The organism is Xanthovirga aplysinae (assembly GCF_009711365.1).
GTDB classification, from domain to species: Bacteria; Bacteroidota; Bacteroidia; order Cytophagales; family Cyclobacteriaceae; genus Xanthovirga; species Xanthovirga aplysinae.
In genome coordinates, this window is the sequence record NZ_SMMB01000378.1 from 1 (window position 1) to 1316 (window position 1316).

Genomic DNA, 1316 nt, shown 5'->3' on the forward strand with positions numbered 1-1316 from the left:
TTTGGTGCCAATAATAATGTTGAAATCATCGTAGGAATTGCCATCATGGCATACATTCCATCAATCAAACTCACGATAGCACCAATAGAAGTTACCGAACCAAAAACAAGGAAAGCCACATAGAAATAATTAAATAACCTTCCCCATTTTACACCCACCAAATAAGAAAGACATTTTGTACCATAGTAAGAATAGGTAAAAAGTGTGGTGATAGCGAAAATAAAAACACAAAATAAAAGTATATAAGAGCCTATCCCAGGCATGGCCACTTCAAATGCACGAAGGGTCATCCCAACTCCCTGATAATTTGCATCCTGCCAAACTCCTGTAATTAAAATAGCCAGAGCAGTTAAAGTACAGATCACTAACGTATCTATAGCAGGTCCTAACATAGCAACTAAACCTTCTCTTACAGGTTCATGGGTTTTCACAGCACCATGAGCCATGGGAGCGGAACCAATGCCTGCTTCATTGGAAAAGGCAGCTCTTCGAACTCCGGCAATTATAATAGCTCCTATTGAACCACCTAAAACCGCTTTCGCCGAAAATGCATCTTTGAAGATTAAGGCAAAACAAGGAATAATGGCTTTGTAATTCACAATCAGAATATAACCCACTGCAAACAAGTAAAGAACCACCATAGATGGAACCAATTTTTCTGCCACAGCTCCAATTCTTTTAATTCCTCCGAAAATCACAATGGAAACCAATACCGCTAAAATCAACCCTATAGTCAAATCCGCCCTAAACGTATTTTCACCAATAAACCCATTATTTACTAATAAGGCATCTCGAACCACATGTACCAATTGATTCGCCTGAAAGGCAGGAGACATACCAAAAACTCCAGCAATGCTAAAAAACACGGCTAAAGGCTTCCAGTTCTTCCCTAATCCCTCTTGAATAACATACATTGGGCCACCCTGAATCTTTCCTTCGGAGTCCTTTCCTCGGTACATAACTGCAAGGGTGCAGGTGAAAAATTTCGTAGCCATACCTATAAAAGCACTTACCCACATCCAAAGCACAACCCCTGGACCTCCTACTGCAATAGCAATAGCCACACCACTAATATTTCCCATACCCACCGTGGCTGCCAAAGCAGAAGATAACGCTTGAAAATGGTTTACATCCCCCGGTTCGTCGGCTTTATCATATTTTCCCCTCAACACATTAATGGAATGCCGAAAATATCGAAAAGGTAAAAACCTGGAATAAACCATTAAAATTCCTCCTCCTCCAATTAATAAAATAAGTAATGGATAACCCCAGGCGTTATTTCCAAAGGCAACAAAAAGATTCTCTATGAATTGCCA

At 40.1% G+C, this 1316-nt stretch carries 1 protein-coding gene; it reads right to left on the reverse strand.

Annotation, left to right across the window (positions count from 1 at the left end; translation table 11 throughout):
• Positions 1–1316 (reverse strand): alanine/glycine:cation symporter family protein (locus E1171_RS01265; RefSeq protein WP_155203303.1); only part of this gene is annotated, 1316 nt, incomplete at both ends.